A 17,406-nucleotide genomic window follows, 5' to 3' on the forward strand; every position below is an offset into this window, starting at 1 on the left:
CAGATGGAAACCACAGAGAATACTGTGGATAAACTATCAGAAACTATCAGTTTTGGAGAAAATTCAGATTCAGCATCACCCGAAGCACAGCCAAGTGAATTGTTCGGCTCTTTCGATGAAAATCCACAACTACTGTTTGACGATGTAGCTACAAATGATTCCATCTATATTCAGATGGACACCACAGAGAATACTGTGGATGAACTATCAGAAACCGTCAGTTTTGAGGAAAATTCAGATTCAGTATCATTCCAAGCACAGCTAGGTGATTTGTTCGATTCTGAGGATGTCGCTACAAATGAATTGACCTATATTCAGATGGAAACCACAGAGAATACTGTGGATGAACTATCAGAAACTATCAGTTTTGGGGAAAGTTCAGATTCAGTCCAGACAAGCCCAAAAGTTTTAGATACAGAGGAAAATAATAATTTAGAAACTACCTTTGAATTAACAGAAAACACATTTGTTGAAAATAATTTATTGTTTACAGAAACCACTGAAATAGTTGCTCAAGAAGATGAATTTGCAGACTTGGCAGCATTATTAGGAGAGGACGTAGCACCCATCCCCAAAGCTAAGAAGATACCAGAAGTAGATTTTGCTGCCCTGGAAAAATTGCTAGGTACAGATAACAATAGCGATGTCTACAACGGGTTAGACCAACGCCAGCCCTTCAACGCTCAACCAGTCTTAGCTAAAAACGCTATTCCATTACCAGCCATAAAAGATGAATTTGGTGACTTGGAGAAGTTGCTGGCAGAAGCGAATCAAACAATATCCCATTCTCCTGTAGTAAAATCGAACATCAGCAAAACTACCGGCCCCTCTACTCGTCGGGCTGCAAGATTTGAAGAAACGATGAAGGTTCCAGTTAAGCAACTGGACGATATGAGTAATTTAGTTGGGGAGTTGGTGGTAAATCGCAATACCTTAGAGCAGGATCATGAACGACTGCGACAGTCATTAGATAACTTGCTGATTCAGGTACAACAACTCTCGGATGTGGGTGCAAGGATGCAGGAGTTGTATGAGCGATCGCTACTGGAAGCGTCTCTGTTAGCAGGACGCAAAAAGAAGGAACCCGACTTACAAGCCCCTGATTCCAATGCCGATCGAGGTTTTAGTGAGCTAGAAATGGATCGTTTTACTCCCTTCCACACACTCTCACAGCAGATGATTGAGCGGATTGTACGCGTGCGTGAGTCGGCTAGTGACATTGATTTTGTTACCGAAGAAACCGAACGAGTTGCAAGGCAGTTCCGCCAAGTAACCACCCAGTTACAAGAGGGATTAACTAGAGCGCGAATGGTGCCTTTTGCTCAAACTATTGATCGCTGGCGGCGAGGAGTGCGCGACAACGCCATTAAGTGTGGCAAACAAGTAGAGTTGGTGATCGAAGGTGGCGATACCTTAATTGACAAGATGATTTTGGATCATCTTACCGATCCACTGACTCACATGTTGAATAATGCGATCGCTCACGGTATTGAAACGCCAGAAGAGAGGCAAGCTGCTAGTAAACCAACTGTAGGAATCATTACTATCCGTGCCTTCCACCAAGGCAACCAAACGATCATTTCCGTAGGCGATGATGGTGCAGGTATCGATTCTGCAAGAGTTAAGGCTAAGGCAGTAAAGATTGGCATGATTACAGAAGCGCAGGCAAAAGCTATGTCTCGTCTGGAAGTCTACGATCTGCTGTTCCAGTCTGGTTTTACGATCAAAGACCAGGCAGATGAAATTTCTGGTCGTGGTGTGGGTATGGACGTAGTGCGCTCCGAAATTAGTGAAATTCGGGGAACAGTGAACACCGATTCTGCGATCGGCAAGGGAACCACCTTCACCATTCGTTTACCACTGACTCTGAGTATTTGTAAAGCTCTCTGCTGCGTCTCCGATCGCGCCAGAATTGCCTTCCCGATGGATGGTGTAGAAGATACGCTAGATATACCAGTCAAAAATATTCAGCACGATGCCAATGGGCAATCATTTATTTCCTGGCGCGATACAGTGCTACCATTCCGACCTCTGAAGGAACTTTTAACCTTCAATCGCCAAATCAGTCGCGGTAATGTCTATGGCGGCACCAGAGATGATGATATGGTTTCTGTGGTTGTGGTGCGATCGGCAAATACCCTGATTGCTCTACAGATTGACTTGGTATTGAGCGAACAAGAAATTGTAATTAAGCAATTTGAAGGCCCAGCACCTAAACCCATTGGTGTAGCTGGTGCTACAGTCTTGGGCGATGGTCGGATTATGCCCATTGCTGACGTACTAGAAATAATTGACATCTTCCAAGGACGAATTTCTACACAAATTGGTGGCAATTCTTGGCAACAGAAAACTACTCCCCCAGATACCTCTCCGACAAAGATTGACCCGACAGTGCTGATTGTTGATGACTCGATTACAGTCCGAGAACTGCTCTCCCTAACGTTTAATAAGGCAGGTTATCGCGTAGAACAGGCGCGTGACGGTCAGGAAGCTTGGGATAAACTCCGCTCCGGTCTACCTTGCGATATCGTATTTTGCGACATCGAAATGCCCCGTTGCGATGGTCTGGAGTTACTCTCTCGCATTCAGAAAGACTCCAACCTCAACCACCTACCGATCGCAATGCTCACCTCGCGGGGTGCAGACAAACACAGACAAATTGCAGCTCAACTCGGTGCTAGTGGCTACTTTACCAAGCCTTATCTCGAAGAAGCTCTACTTGAAGCCGCAGCGCGAATGCTCAAAGGAGAGAAACTCGTTAGCTAAACCAACCAAAAGACTTAGATTTTAGGGAAAACTTTACACGCTTCTAATTTCTAGGACTTATGCACACTCTACGAATCCAACTCTTGGAGACGCTACGCGTTGGCGTTCAACTCTTAGAGACGCTACGCGTTGGCGACTTGGCGGTTCGATAAATTAAGCTTTCTGGCAATTTTTGCGTAAGTCCTGATTTCGTTAAAGCTGATACTATTTTTTATAGTACAATTGTTCTATAGAGATCAATAGCACGTATTGGCCCCGCCAGAAGCCGGGGCTTTCTCTTTGAGAACAATTAGAGTGTATACCCCAAGTCTTGGGTCTATCTTTGTAGTATGTAAAAAAGCACTTTGACCTAAGACTATGCCTTCTTCTGAAAATCTCACTTACCCAACCAGCCATAAGAGCAATCAAGCTGATAATTACCACGGTACTTTAGTTGCAGACCCTTACCGTTGGTTAGAAGATCCTGACTCTGAAGAAACAAGAACTTGGATTGAGGCACAAAATCAAGTTACGTTTGACTACCTGAGTGAAATTCCTGCTAGGGAAAAAATTAAACAGCGCCTTACCAAACTTTGGGATTATGAAAAATATGGTATCCCTTTTAAAGAAGGCGATCGCTACTTTTATTTCAAAAATGACGGACTGCAAAATCAAAGTGTCCTTTACACTTTGAAAACCCTTGAGGAGCAACCCAAAGTTTTACTCGATCCCAATAAACTCTCAGAAGATGGTACTGTTGCTCTTTCGGGATTGTCGATTAGCGAGGATGGTAAACTTTTAGCTTATGGTTTATCCTCCTCTGGTTCTGATTGGCAAGAGTGGAAAGTACGCGATATTGAAACTGGTGAAGACCTCCAAGACCATCTGAAGTGGATTAAATTTTCTGGCGCATCTTGGACACACGATCATCAAGGTTTTTTCTACAGTCGCTACGATGAACCAAATGAAAAAACTCGATTAGAAGATGTCAACTATTATCAAAAGCTCTACTATCATCAACTAGGTAAACCTCAATCAGAAGACGTACTAATTTACCATCGTCCTGACCAAAAGGAATGGGGTTTTAGTGGTGGTGTTACTGAAGATGGACGTTATCTAATAATTTCAATTTGGCTAGGGACTGACTCTAAAAATTTGGTTTTCTCCAAAGATTTAACTAACCCTAATGCGGAAGTTGTAGAACTAATTAACCAATTTGAGGCAGATTATAGCTTTATAGACAATGATGATAGTATCTTTTATTTTCGCACAGATTTAAATGCACCAAGGGGAAGGGTTATTGCGATTGACACGAAAAACCCTGCACCCGAAAATTGGCAAGAAATCATTCCCCAATCTGCGGAAACTTTGGAAAGTGTTGGTATACTTAACAATCAGTTCGTTGCTGATTACCTCAAAGATGCTCACAGTCAAATCAAAATTTTTGACCTCAAAGGTGCGTTTATTCGAGAGGTAGAACTACCCGGACTCGGTTCAGCCGGAGGCTTTGGGGGCAAGCGTTATGATACTGAAACTTTTTATAGTTTTACCAGCTTTACCATACCAGGCACTATTTATCGCTACGACATGGTGACAGGAAAAAGTAAGGTTTTCCGCCAGCCGCAGGTAGATTTTAATCCTGATGATTACCAGACAAAACAAGTCTTTTATCACAGCCAAGATGGTACTAGAGTACCAATGTTTATTACGCACAAAAAGGGCATTAAATTAGATGGAAATAACCCTACTTATCTCTATGCTTATGGTGGTTTTAATGCCTCAATGACACCTGGCTTTTCTGTGAGTCTGTTGGTGTGGATGGAGATGGGTGGTGTCTATGCTATGCCTAATATCCGTGGTGGTGGAGAATACGGTGAAGAATGGCATCAAGCAGGAATGAAGGATAAAAAGCAGAATGTCTTTGATGACTTTATTGGAGCTGCTGAATGGTTGATTGCTAACAAGTATACTAAAACTGAGAAGCTAGCGATCGCAGGTGGTAGTAACGGCGGTTTATTAGTAGGTGCTTGTATAACGCAACGTCCTGATTTGTTTGGTGCAGCTTTACCAGCAGTCGGTGTTATGGATATGTTACGGTTCCATAAATTTACCATTGGTTGGGCTTGGACTTCCGAATATGGTTCAGCAGATAATCCAGAAGAGTTTCCAGCGCTGTATGCCTATTCGCCATTACACAACATCACACCAGATACAGCTTACCCAGCAACCTTAATTACCACAGCCGATCATGACGATCGCGTTGTCCCTGCTCATAGTTTCAAATTTGCTGCTGCTTTACAAGAGGCTCACGCAGGTGATGCGCCAACGCTAATTAGAATTGAGACTAAAGCAGGACATGGCGCAGGTAAACCCACAGCTAAAATTATCGAAGAAGCCGCAGACAAATGGGCTTTTTTGGTACGTGCTTTAGATGTGAAATTTTAGCAATTTTGTCGGGTGGGCATTGCCTACCCTACGAGACTAAACTAACTATTGCCCTGACTAACTTCTCTGGCTCTACAGGTTTTGTAATGTGAGTTTGAAATCCTACCTGAAGCGCTCTTTGTCGGTCAATTTCTGCGGCATAAGCAGTCAGTGCGATCGCCCGAATGTTTCCTCCTTGATTCGGTGGGCGAGATCGAATCTGCTGCATCAGCATATAACCGTCCATCTCAGGCATACCGATGTCACTCACTAGCACGTCAGGAGTGAACTGCTCTAAAGCTTGCAAAGCTTCTAAGCCAGAAGCGACGGCTGTCACATTTGCCCCGCTTTGTGATAGCACAAATGCATGAAACTCGCGGGTATCTGGCTCATCATCCACCAGCAAAATTTGAACGCCGTCTAAAGGCACTTCTGCTTCTGTCTGGGTGTAGATTGGCTCAGATGCGATCAATGTTGCTTGCTGCATGAGGGGCAATTGGATGATGAAAGTTGCGCCTTGATTCTCACCCTGACTTTCTGCTGTCACCGTGCCCCCGTGCATTTCGACAATTTGCCGCACGATCGCTAGCCCCAATCCCAACCCGCCAAATTTGCGTGTGGTTGAGCCGTCTTCTTGGCGAAAATACTCAAATACATGAGGTAAAAACTGGGGATTAATGCCCTTACCAGTATCGATTACCCGAATCTGAGCTAGCCCGTCGAGTTGCCGCAGTTCAACGGTTACTTGTCCGCTGTGGAGTGTAAACTTAACCGCATTGGTAAGTAAATTCCACATTACTTGCTGCAAGCGGGCTACATCACCAGAAATCGCAGCAATCTCAGAGCCAAGATCGAGAGCGATCGCAATATTTTTTGCTTCTGCTGCCAAACGCACCGTTTCAACGGCGGCAGAAATCACAAAGGTCAAATTGACTGGAGCCGCTGTTAAGCTGAGTTTGCCCTGCATGATGCGCGAGATGTCGAGCAAGTCTTCGATTAGTTGCGTCTGTAGATTGGCATTGCGCTCGATAATTTTCAAGGCTTCAGCTCTACGGGCTTCGCTCAGTTTGCCGTTTTGTAGTAATTGCGTCCAGCCCAAAATCGGGTTGAGAGGCGATCGCAATTCATGGGACAGCACCGCCAAAAACTCATCTTTGATTCGGTTGGCGCGATCGGCTGCCTCTCTTGCAGCTTGTTCGCGGGCAAGGAGTTGTTCTCGTTCTGCCTCAATGCGTTTTTGCTCAGTGATATTGAGTACAGTGCCGATAAAGCGTTGGGGATTGTCGGCAGCATCAAAGTAAGCCTGTCCTCTGGCTGCAATCCACCGTTCAACCCCATCCTGAATCCCGATCGTGCGATATTCTACGTCATACTTGCGGTTACTTTTTGGGTTAAAAGTCAATTGCAGCACCTGTTCTAGTCGTTCGCGATCGTCGGGGTGCAATCCGGCAAAAAAGACCTCAATGCTGCTCTCGGCTTCTGGTGGTAAGCCAAACATGGCTTTGCAACCCTGATCCCAAATCAATCGATTGGTGATGAGATTCCAGTCCCAGGTGCCTAATTGGGCAGATTCGATCGCCATGCGAAAGCGGTTTTCACTGTCGCGCAAGGCTGCTTCAGCGCGGGCGCGTTCGACTGCCGCCCAAGTGCGCTCGGCTACTTGTTCCGCTAAGGACACCTCGTCTAGTGTCCAAGCTCGCGACGCGGATGTGTGGACTGTCAGCCCCGCTACAAATTCTCCCTCCTTGACTAGGGGTATACCGATATAGGCACCGATCTCAATCGCGGCGTAAGCCGATCGCTGATCTAGGGACAAGTTGAGATCGGCTTGCACATCAGACACGGACACGGTGCGACCATTACGGTAGGCTGCGAGCAGCTTGGGGCCGAACGAATCAATCGGGTAGTTGCCAGCCATTACTGTGGCTTTGTTAACATAATCACGCTCAACGACGTAATCAGCGCCGCGAACCTCGAAGTACAATACACGGTTCGCGCCGAGATATTCGCCAAGCACACGGCTGGCCGTAGCCTGAATCTCTACTGGGTCGGCAAGTGGGCGAAGCGCGTCAGTGAGACAGAGGCGGAAAGCATTAAATTCGGCGGTTCGCCGCGAAAGTTCTTCTGAGAGTTTGCGATCGGTCAGGTCAACGACAAAGAAAACGCCACTGTTCGGATCGTCCAGGAAGGATGCTGCTCCGACAAAAATCGGAATCTGGCTACCATCTTTGTGAATGTAAGCTTTCTCATAGGGTGTACTAAAGCTTTTAGTGGCAATTTCGCTCAAGGCGTTTTCGTCGAGTGACGAGTACTCAGGCGGAGTTAGTGCTTGCCAGTTGATTTGTCCTGTTTTCAACTCCTGACGAGTATAGCCAATCAGATCGAGTAGAGCATCATTGGCTTCAACTACTCCACCTGTACTGGTATAAATACCCATTGGTACCATTTTGCATTCAAACATACGGCGAAAACGAGCTTCGCTCTGCCGTAGGGCGACTTCAGTTTGAATCTGCTCGGTCACATTCCTGAAATAAACGCTGATGCCGTTTGGGGCGGGGTAGGTGCGAACTTCGTACCAGCGATCGCGATCCGGATAAAACGCAGTTAGTGACGCAGCCACACGATCGCGCATAGCGCTCCAGTAAATCTGCTCCAACTCATTGCCAATCAGTCCTGGATATTCTTCCCATAAATTCTTGCCAACTAAATCGCCTGGAGTGCGATCAAGTAGTGTTTCGGCAGATGGATTCATATAGGTAAACTGCCAGTTCTCATCCAGTGCAAAGAAGGCTTCAGCGATACTCTCCAAAATATTTCGAGTCTGCTCCTCGCTTTGGCGCAAGGCTTGCTCTACCTGTTTGCGCTTGGTGATGTCTCGCGCCACACCTGCCACTGCATCTACTACGCCGTTTATGCCGAAAAGTGGCACAAAAATATATTCATAGGTGCGTGTGCCGATTGCGCTGGTGTAGGGCGATTCATCCTTGAGCGGCTGGCGCGTGGCGATCGCCTGTTGAATCTGTTGCTGAAGTCGGGTCGCTAAATCGGTTGGATAATCTAGCTCAAAAAAGTTTTTTCCCAAAGCTTCATCCGAAGTTTTTTGCCAAAAATTGAGCAACGCCGGGCTGATATAGGTGAATCGTCCCGCCAAATCAAAGGTATAAATAAAATCGGGAATTGCCGCGACGATCGCGTTGAACTTTCGCAGTTGCCCTTCGAGTTCGGTACGGCTCTCGCGTAATGCTGCTTCAGCACGGGCACGCTCGACGGCTGCCCATGTCTGCTCTGCTGTTTCCTCGACTTGTTTCGCTTCATCTTTCGTCCACTGGCGAGGGTTTGCCTGATGCACCGCCAGCAACGCGACAAATCGATCGTTCTTGATCAGTGGCACATCAATATGCGCGGCAATATCGATTGATCGATAGCTTGCCTTTTCGCTAGCTGTGTATTTGGGGTAGTTGGTCACATCAGGAACGATCGCTGTTCGCCCCGCTCGATGGTCATCTGTCAAGTTGCGTCCAAAGTCTTCTAGATGGTACAGCCCGCTCAGTTCGGCAATACCATTCGTGTAGTTCTTGTGAACGATGATTTCCTTACCGCTTGGTAACACTTCAATGTAAATAACCCGGCTTGCGCCTAAAGATTCGCCCAAAATGCGGGCAGAGATCGCCTGAATCTCATTAGCGTCATTCAGCAGCCGTAGCGCATTGTTGAGCTTGACTCGAAACGCATCGGCTTGAACAGCTTGAGGCAAGGCATCTGTTAATGTGCTAATCGGCAGCAGATCGGATTCTAGCGGCTGGACTCGATCTAGTTCTGTCAACAGGATCTGCACAGCCGTTTTTAGGCTGTCCGACCAAGTTTCGACGGCCCCTAGTGGCGTTTGCGACCAATCGTGCGATCTCAACAATGCACCGATTTCGCCGCCACCAACAAAGAGGTTTTCAGCCCTTGCCTTGCGATCGGCAGCGCATCCCTGGCGGTGTCGTATCTCCCGTTCTAAAGCCTTAAGTATTAAATCATTAAATGATTCGCTGCCTTCCTTGAGTTTCTTGGCTTTTGCAAGCAAGTCAGGCGGAAAACAGATTGTTAAGGCTTCGTGTTCCATAGCAATGAGTGTAACCAGATATTGATACCATTTATTGTATTCTGCCCATATAGTACGACTGAGTTTGCTTCCACTCTCTTATCTGCAATTAGAGGGTGAGTCTTAATATTGATAGATGAGTTAAAATTAAATCAATCACTCTAGGCAGATATTAACTATGAGATGGGAAGAAGTTTGCGAACACAAACAATTACAAGATTTACCCTTCAAAATTGAATTAAATAAATGGGGTCAAATAGTCATGAGTCCAGTCAAAATTAAACATTCTTTTTATCAAGGAAGAATCCAACGTTTATTGGAATCTTTATTGAATACAGGAGAAGTAATGCCAGAATGTGCTATCAACACATCAGATGGGGTGAAAGTTGCTGATGTTGTCTGGTGTTCAGAAGAACGATTTTCTCAAATTGAAGATGAAGTATCAGCGTCTATTGCACCAGAAATCTGTGTAGAAGTCAAATCAACTGGTAACACTTTGGAAGAAATGGAATTTAAAAGAAATTTATATTTAGAAGCTCAAGCTATTGAAGTATGGTTATGTAATGAACAAGGTCAAATTAATTTTTATAATCAGCAAGGTGAACTAGGACAATCTTTGTTAGTTCCTAAGTTTCCTAAACAAATTAAACGGTAATTGTAGACAAGAAGATAGAGAGTGTAGTTTACCGCCGTAGGCATCGCCTAAATTACCTATTTTAAAAAATATCTTAAAATTATTCATAAACTCTACTTCGATACTGAATTAAAACAATCCTTACTTGATTTAAATTATTATCTATTTCAACAATGACACGATATTAATCTTGGCAAAGGGTGAAGGTAAACAATTATTTACTTTCACCCTTAATGTTTTACTGCATCTAAGCAAAAGTTTAATATCTTTAGCCTTGTTATATAGTTAAAACGCGACCGCTTGGGCTGTACCAGTCAAATGTATTGTTGTATAGGTTTGTCTTTGCCCCTGGTTGAATTTAGGAATTATAGAAAAGAGGTTTGTTGTTGTGATTCCCTTAGTTTCAACTGGCGCTGAGTTGTTTTTTCCAAGGTTTACACGGGGTAAGATCAAAGTAAATACAGTATTGCCAGTATCTACTGTCTTACGGATAGTTACAGTTACTAGTGTACCAATTTCCGTTTCTACACTACGGATCTGATCGCTACCTTGAAAGTTTAATGTCTGTTGCTTATCTTTATAGGTAAAAAGGGGCTTGCCAATAAAGCTTGTGGTTGAATAAGTAATGCTGACATTCTTACCTTGAAATTGGTATAAGTTTGGTACTGCTTCTAAGGCTTGAGCTGATAATACAGGTATTGTTGTTAACAGCATACCTAATGTAAACGATCCAATTAAGTTTGTTGTTTGCATATCTTAAAAAGTTGTTGCTAATTTGACGGAGATACCTGTTCTAATGGGATGACAACAGGCATCAAACCAATTTAAAAAAAGGATATTCCAAAAATCGTGTCAAATGGAACACATTGTAAAAGTTGTTAATATACTTACAATAATTTCTAATATTACGTAAAAATTTTATCTGCAAACCTGATTACCCTCAGTAGATTTAATGGAGTAAATCCAGCTACCATCTCAATTAACTAAACAAATTGCTTAAGCGACTTGTTAAAGGTAGGCAAACATTCCGCCACAGTGTACTAGCAACTTGAGTTAGATTTAGATTTTGAAATACCCTTTGGGGTTTTATTTTAAAATTGGAAATTTTGTATTGCTTATGAAACGGCGCTCGTACATGCTTCTAGGATTTTTCCTCAGCCTGCTTTTAACTATCGTGCCTTTGTCAGGCAATTTCACTAATGCTGCAACACCAACAGCAGTCACACCTGTCTCTGCTCTCTCATTCACTCAAGGAGTGCAAAAAACGGTATTAGACAACGGTTTAACGGTACTAACCAAAGAAGTCCATACCGCTCCAGTGGTGAGTGTGCAAGTCTGGTATAAAGTTGGTTCGCGCAACGAGGTTAAGGGAGAGAATGGTATTTCTCACCAGCTAGAACATTTGATGTTCAAAGGCACAAATGACCGTCCAGTACAGTTTGGACGGTTGTTTAGTGCTTTGGGTAGCCAGTTCAATGCTTTTACTAGTTATGACGAAACAGCTTACTTTGGCACAGTGCAGCGAGACAAATTAGAAGCACTGCTGACACTGGAAGCCGATCGCATGGAAAACTCCTTAGTTGGGCCGGAACAACTCACCAGTGAAAAGCGGGTAGTGATCTCCGAGTTACAGGGGTACGAAAATTCACCAGGCTATCGCCTGAGTCGGGCAGTGATGCGAGATGCTTTTCCCAATCGAGCCTATGGCTTATCGGTGGGAGGCACAAAAGCCGATGTAGAGAAATTCACGGTGGAACAGGTGCGGAATTATTACCAAACCTACTACAGCCCAGAAAATGCCACGTTGGTGATTACTGGGGATTTTGCCACAGAACCCGCACTCAAAGTTGTGAAAGAAACTTTTGGTAAGTTATCGCAACGAGCAAAAAAGAATACGCCACTCCATAATGCCAGCAGAGCAATTGATAATTTCTCGGCATCTTCTTCCATTGCCGATGCTTCCCCATCTACCTCTGTTGCGAAAAAAGCGCCAATAGTCCTCAAGCAACCTGGAAGTGCAGCACTATTGCAAGCGGTGTATCCTCTGCCAGATATCAAACATCCTGATGTTCCGGCAATTGATTTGATGGATGCCATTCTTACAGGTGGACGTAGTTCTCGGCTTTATCAAGCTTTGGTGGAATCTGGACTCGCTAGTTCAGTGAGTGGCGGTGCTGCTGAACTGATCGAACCGGGTTGGTATGAAATTAATGCTACGGCGGCTCCAGGTCAAGAGTTGGGGAAAATTGCCCAGGTACTCCAGGAATCTTTCGCAAAATTGCAACAGCAGCCTGTCACCTCAGAAGAGTTGAACCGAGCGAAGACGCAACTGCAAGCTTCTTATATTTTGGGAAACCAAGATATCACTAGTCAGGCTAATCAACTGGGATATAACCAAACGATCGCAGGAGATTATCATTTTATTGAAAAGTATCTAGCTGCGATCGCTAAAGTTACCCCTGCTCAAGTGCAGAAAGCAGCAAAAACTTACCTCAATCCGGCTCAACAAACCATCGGCTTCTTTGAGCCGACTCAACCAGATGGTAAACCAGGGAGTTCTAACGCTGGCTCTGGACGCACGGTGGAAAATTTCAGCCCTGGTAAGCCTGTAGATCCAGCAGAACTAGCAAAATATTTGCCACCTGCTACATCAGAGACAGATTCTAATAAACAATCACTACCAGAAGAGTTTACCTTAAAGAATGGTTTGAAGGTTCTGCTGTTGAGCGATCGCAACCTTCCCACCATTAACTTGAGCGGACAAATTAATGCTGGTACTGAATTTGACGGCAATCAAAAAGCTGGATTAGCGAATCTAACTGCAAATAACTTAATGAATGGGACGCAGACTAAAAATGCTCTGACCCTAGCAAAAACCTTAGAAGACCTGGGAGCCGGTTTGAGCTTCAGTGCTAGCCGCGAGGGAACTAACGTTAGTGGTGAGGGACTTTCAGCAAATCTGCCAATATTGATTCAAACTCTGGCAGATGTGTTAGAAAACGCCACTTTTCCAGCCGATCAGTTAGAACTGAGTCGCCAAAGGGCACTGACAAGCCTGAAAGTCCAGCTAGATGACCCTAGAGGTCTGGGAAGACAAGTATTTCAGCAAGCAATTTACCCTGAAAATCATCCATTCCATAGCTTTCCCACAGCCGAGAGTTTAAAGACTATTACTCGTGATGATTTGCTTAGTTTCTACCAGACACACTACCGACCGGATACCACAACGATCGCAATAGTTGGAGACTTCGATCGAGTTAAGGTAAAAACTTTGCTAAATGAGGTGTTTGGTAAATGGCAAGCCACAGGTAAGCCACCTGTTCTCAAAATCCAAACCGTACCATTTCCGCAAACTTTGACACAACTAAGCAAAGTAATTCCCGGTAAAGCTGAGGCTGTTACTTACATTGGCTACAATGGCATCTCTCGAAAAGATCCGCGTTATTATGCGGCACTAGTGCTAAATCAAATTTTGGGTGGTGATACCTTAGCCAGCCGCCTCGGTACGGAAGTGCGCGATCGCCAAGGTCTAACTTATGGTATATATAGTGGTTTTGCCGCCGGAATCAATCCGGGGCCGTTCTTGATTCAAATGCAAACTGCTCCTCTTGATACTCAAAAAGCGATCGCCAGTACTCTCGCTTTACTAAAACAGTTACGCGAGCAAGGAGTTACTGAAGCTGAATTCAACGCAGCAAAACGCTCAATTACCAATAGCTACCCTGTGGATTTAGCTAATCCTAGTAATGTATCAGAGATAATTTTGGATAATGCTGTTTTAGGGCTTTCACGGTCAGAAATCCGAGAGTTTCCTCAAAGGATTCAAGCAGTTACTATGGCTGATACACAAAAGGCAATTGAAAATTTAATTAAGCCAGAAAATCTGGTGATTGTCACTGCTGGCCCTGGAGATGCTGTAACCAAAGGCAACTAATTACCTCACATAGATAGCAATCCTATGTGATTTGTAAAAATTGCAAGCCTAAGATGCCCGACTTTTTTGAGAAGTCGGGCATCTTAATTGTTCATAAATAACTTAGGATTAGCTAATACTCCTACCTCCTGCCTCCTTCAAATTGAATAAGACACTGGGAAAGACTTTGCATCCTTTGGCTTCACATACACTCGCTGTAGAGGTTCTAACTCTAAGTCATTAAAGCGATCGCGTGTTAAATGCGCCGTCAATACTTGTCCATCATCGAAAGTTAATTCCACCTGAATTTCCCAACCCAAATGTATCAATCGGCTTACTGTTGCAGGTGTAGTGGTACCGTTAGCGGTCTTTTCTAAAATCACATCTTGCGGACGCAAAAAGACTTGTGGGTGTGGCGCATCAAACCCGCTGCTTTGAAAAATCTTCGAGGTGCTGGGTAATACATTCACCGGGCCGATGAAGCTCATCACAAATGCAGTGGCGGGATTATCGTAAATTTCGGCTGGTGTCCCCACCTGTTCCACACGTCCTTTATTCATCACCACAACCTCATCGGAGACTTCCATTGCTTCCTCTTGGTCGTGGGTGACGAAAACTGTGGTAACATGAACCTCATCATGGAGGCGGCGTAACCATGCCCGTAAATCTTTGCGGACTTTAGCATCGAGTGCGCCGAAGGGTTCATCTAGCAATAAAACTTCCGGTTCTACTGCCAATGCCCTTGCTAAAGCTACCCGTTGTCTTTGACCACCTGAAAGTTGTGATGGATAGCGATCGCCTAATCCACTCAATTGCACTAATTCCAGTAACTGTTCTACTCGCCCCTTAATTTTCTTTGGCTGTGCCTTGCGAATTTCTAAACCAAAGGCAATATTTTGCCTAACAGTCAGATGCTTGAATAGGGCATAGTGTTGAAACACAAACCCAATATTTCGTTGTTGCACGCTTTGGTATGTAGCATCCTTACCGGTAAGCAGGATTTTGCCGCTATCTGGCATTTCTAAACCTGAAATTAACCGTAATAGCGTAGATTTACCCGATCCCGATGGCCCGAGCAACGCAACTAACGAACCACTCTTAATTTCCAGGCTGACCCGATCAACTGCCTTGAAACTCCCGAATTGTTTGGAGACGTTCTCAACTACTATACCCACTGCTGCTATACCTCTGCAACTAAATCTACAGATCCTTGGTAGGATTACTGTGTCTTACATATACCATACATTGTTATTTATGGATGAACAAGATTTAGCTACCGCAACTGCCGCAATTGAGGAAGTTACAATCAGCACCACTGCAATCTAGGGAACCACAATCAGGAGTCATACTAACCATCTCGGTACAATTGCAGCCCAAATCGGCACAATCAAAACAGTCAGTATTGTCGCTACTAATAAATGAGGATTTTTGAGTAACTTTACCAGGTGCTTGTTGTGATTGCTGCATGTCCGCTTCCTCCTCTGTGGATTCTTCTGAGTTCTCGTTATGCATTCGCAAAATTTGGTTAGCTTGTTTGCAAGCTTGAAATCGTTCGCGGGAATTAATAAAAGCTGCTTTTAACTCTTCCTTGGCAACTACCTGCTTGATGTATTGAGAGCAAGATTCGCCGCCATATAGTATTGTGTGGGCACAAGCAAAACCTTTGTGCGGGTAAATGTGCTTTTGATATACAGTAATTGCGGCAGTACTAACTTGTCTAGTAAAAGATCGAATAAGGAAATCTGCATATTTTGGAATTGGGGAGTAATGAGTAGGGAGTGGGGAGTGAGGACTAGGAACGAGGCAATATCCTTCATTCTTCCCAATCCGCAATACCCAATCTTCAATCCCCATTCGTATCGAAACATTAAGGAATATTGCATTTGTGCAGAAACCTAGAGGCAAAGCGCCAAATCACTAGAAAGACCGTGGTAGTATGCTCTCGGTAAATGTGAAGATTGGGAGAAAGACCTTTGACACTACGGGTTGCTGTTATTGGGTCAGGCCCTGCTGGTTCATCTGCCGCAGAAACACTGGCAGCCTCTGGGATTGAAACCTACCTGTTTGAGCGGAAGCTAGACAATGCAAAGCCTTGTGGGGGTGCAATTCCTCTATGTATGGTGAGTGAATTTGACTTACCACCAGAGATTATCGATCGCCGGGTACGGAAGATGAAAATGATTTCGCCTTCCAATCGCGAGGTTGATATCAATCTGATAAATGAAGATGAATATATAGGAATGTGCCGCCGGGAAGTGCTAGATGGCTTTTTGCGCGATCGCGCGGCAAAAGTCGGCGCAAATTTAATTAATGCCACTGTTCATAAACTTGATATACCAGGAAACAATACCGATCCTTATACCATCCATTACGTTGACCATACAGAAGGGATATCACAGGGTATTGCCAAAACTCTGAAGGTGGATTTAATTATTGGGGCGGATGGGGCTAATTCTCGCGTTGCCAAAGAAATGGACGCTGGGGATTACAATTATGCGATCGCTTTCCAAGAGCGAATTCGCTTACCCGAAGACAAAATGGCCTACTATAACGATCTCGCCGAAATGTATGTCGGTGATGACGTTTCTACCGATTTTTACGCTTGGGTTTTCCCCAAATATGACCACGTAGCGGTTGGTACTGGTACGATGCAGATCAATAAAGCTAGCATCAAACAGTTACAAGCTGGTATCCGCGCCCGTGCTTCCGAAAAGTTGGCAGGCGGTAAAATCATCAAAGTCGAAGCCCACCCCATTCCCGAACATCCCCGTCCCCGTCGTGTTGTCGGTCGCATCGCTTTGGTGGGAGATGCTGCTGGTTACGTTACCAAGTCCTCTGGCGAAGGTATTTATTTTGCCGCTAAATCTGGGCGGATGTGTGCCGAGACCATTGTAGAAGCATCTAACAGTGGTAGCCGTATTCCTACAGAAGGCGACCTGAAGGTTTACCTGAAGCGTTGGGATAAAAGATACGGACTCACTTACAAGGTGCTGGACATTCTGCAAACCTTGTTCTATCGTTCTGACGCCACCCGCGAGGCATTTGTGGAAATGTGTGATGACCTCGATGTGCAACGGCTAACATTCGATAGCTATCTGTATAAGACGGTTGTCCCAGCTAATCCCATCACCCAACTGAAAATTACTGCCAAAACTATTGGTAGTCTAATTCGGGGTAATGCCCTTGCACCTTAATTGCGTGCAAAGGACTGGAAATTACAACAAATACATTACTCAATTTTGTGGGGTGGACATCCTGCACGCTTGTGAATCAGGGCGGGCAAGATGCCTACCCCACAATATATATAGCGGTTCTCGCTTGGGTGCAGTACACAGTTTTGACCTCTCTCCTAAAAGGAGAGAGGCTTTGAATCTTACTCCCCAACGTTAGAAGGAAAGGGCCTGTTCTTGTTAGGTCTGTATTCCATGCAATTGGGAATCGCTATATTTTTATCATTTGATAAGCTGTCGCGTCTTTACTTTTCCAAAGCATTCTTAATTTATCAAGAGTTACAATGTCCAAAAATTGCAACTTGTAGGCGCGACAGCTTATAGCGGTTCCTGATTGAGTGCAATACAGTATGGGATAATGGAGTATATTAAA

Annotated in this window: 9 protein-coding genes; 5 read left to right on the forward strand and 4 right to left on the reverse strand. The window is 44.6% G+C overall.

The window, feature by feature from the left end:
• Together ACFE93_RS29600 and ACFE93_RS29605 are read left to right on the forward strand one after the other, a co-directional pair.
• Positions 1-2,766, forward strand: a 2,766-nt coding sequence (locus ACFE93_RS29600) for a response regulator (protein WP_375478878.1), incomplete at its 5' end; no start/stop codon positions are given.
• A 357-nt stretch (positions 2,767-3,123) separates the two neighbouring features.
• Positions 3,124-5,190, forward strand: a complete 2,067-nt coding sequence (locus tag ACFE93_RS29605; RefSeq protein WP_375478880.1) for a prolyl oligopeptidase family protein — start codon at positions 3,124-3,126, stop codon at positions 5,188-5,190.
• Positions 5,191-5,218: 28 nt separating this feature from the next.
• Here ACFE93_RS29605 and ACFE93_RS29610 read toward each other — a convergent pair whose 3' ends face one another.
• A complete protein-coding gene (locus ACFE93_RS29610; protein ID WP_375478882.1) occupies positions 5,219-9,277 on the reverse strand; it encodes a YlcI/YnfO family protein in 4,059 nt (1,352 codons plus the stop codon).
• 157 nt (positions 9,278-9,434) lie between these two features.
• Here ACFE93_RS29610 and ACFE93_RS29615 point away from each other — a divergent pair, with 157 nt between their 5' ends.
• Positions 9,435-9,911, forward strand: a complete 477-nt coding sequence (locus ACFE93_RS29615; protein ID WP_375478884.1) for a Uma2 family endonuclease — start codon at positions 9,435-9,437, stop codon at positions 9,909-9,911.
• 264 nt (positions 9,912-10,175) lie between these two features.
• Here ACFE93_RS29615 and ACFE93_RS29620 read toward each other — a convergent pair whose 3' ends face one another.
• The gene (locus tag ACFE93_RS29620) at positions 10,176-10,643 is read right to left on the reverse strand and encodes a hypothetical protein (RefSeq protein WP_375478886.1); all 468 of its coding nucleotides are present in this window, start codon (positions 10,641-10,643) and stop codon (positions 10,176-10,178) included.
• Positions 10,644-11,007: 364 nt separating this feature from the next.
• On the opposite strand from ACFE93_RS29620, the gene ACFE93_RS29625 reads away from it, so the two are divergent.
• Entirely contained in the window at positions 11,008-13,824 is a 2,817-nt protein-coding gene (locus ACFE93_RS29625) for a M16 family metallopeptidase (protein WP_375478888.1), read from the forward strand.
• 137 nt (positions 13,825-13,961) lie between these two features.
• Here the strand turns inward: ACFE93_RS29625 and ACFE93_RS29630 are convergent, their stop codons facing one another.
• Positions 13,962-14,978, reverse strand: a complete 1,017-nt coding sequence (locus ACFE93_RS29630; RefSeq protein WP_375478890.1) for a sulfate/molybdate ABC transporter ATP-binding protein — start codon at positions 14,976-14,978, stop codon at positions 13,962-13,964.
• Between the two features lie 94 nt (positions 14,979-15,072).
• Positions 15,073-15,657, reverse strand: a complete 585-nt coding sequence (yidD, locus tag ACFE93_RS29635) for a membrane protein insertion efficiency factor YidD (protein WP_375478892.1) — start codon at positions 15,655-15,657, stop codon at positions 15,073-15,075.
• A gap of 119 nt (positions 15,658-15,776) precedes the next feature.
• Here yidD and chlP point away from each other — a divergent pair, with 119 nt between their 5' ends.
• Positions 15,777-16,997 (forward strand): geranylgeranyl reductase, encoded by a 1,221-nt coding sequence (gene chlP / locus ACFE93_RS29640; RefSeq protein ID WP_375478894.1) that lies wholly within the window; start codon positions 15,777-15,779, stop codon positions 16,995-16,997.
• Positions 16,998-17,406: the final 409 nt, after the last annotated feature.

This window comes from uncultured Nostoc sp. (assembly GCF_964247315.1).
In the GTDB taxonomy this organism is placed as follows: Bacteria; Cyanobacteriota; Cyanobacteriia; order Cyanobacteriales; family Nostocaceae; genus Nostoc.

Excerpts from the sequence above, each read along its gene's own strand:
- ACFE93_RS29615 (WP_375478884.1), top strand. The coding sequence starts at position 9,435 with ATGAGATGGGAAGAAGTTTGCGAACACAAACAATTACAAGATTTACCC.
- yidD (WP_375478892.1), bottom strand. The coding sequence starts at position 15,657 with ATGGGGATTGAAGATTGGGTATTGCGGATTGGGAAGAATGAAGGATAT.
- ACFE93_RS29620 (WP_375478886.1), bottom strand. The coding sequence starts at position 10,643 with ATGCAAACAACAAACTTAATTGGATCGTTTACATTAGGTATGCTGTTA.
- ACFE93_RS29605 (WP_375478880.1), top strand. The coding sequence starts at position 3,124 with ATGCCTTCTTCTGAAAATCTCACTTACCCAACCAGCCATAAGAGCAAT.
- ACFE93_RS29610 (WP_375478882.1), bottom strand. The coding sequence starts at position 9,277 with ATGGAACACGAAGCCTTAACAATCTGTTTTCCGCCTGACTTGCTTGCA.
- ACFE93_RS29625 (WP_375478888.1), top strand. The coding sequence starts at position 11,008 with ATGAAACGGCGCTCGTACATGCTTCTAGGATTTTTCCTCAGCCTGCTT.